Raw genomic sequence first — 233 nt, 5'->3', positions numbered from 1 at the left:
TCGAATCTGGCAGCGTACCGATGCCAATCGCCATATCAAATGCTTCACCCACCATATCCACATGCCGACCCGCCAGTCCAACCTGAAACTGCAAACCCGAATGCTGGCTGAGAAACTCGGCAATACACGGCGACAAATGGCTGATACCAAACGACATCGGCACGCTCAGGCGGTAGCTGCCCTGCAGCACCTGTCGACGCCCCGATACCGCCAGCTCGGTCTCCTGCACATCA

The 233-nt window shown here is 57.5% G+C and carries 1 protein-coding gene; it reads right to left on the bottom strand.

What is annotated here, in order from left to right; genetic code table 11:
- The coding region (locus KVT28_RS27065) for a LysR substrate-binding domain-containing protein (protein WP_254633685.1) at positions 1–233 on the bottom strand (233 nt) is incomplete at both ends.

This window comes from Pantoea sp. GbtcB22, assembly GCF_019091025.1.
Taxonomy (GTDB): Bacteria; Pseudomonadota; Gammaproteobacteria; order Enterobacterales; family Enterobacteriaceae; genus Pantoea; species Pantoea leporis.
The sequence above is the reverse complement of the archived record's forward strand: the minus strand, read 5'-3'. Positions and strand labels throughout refer to the sequence as shown.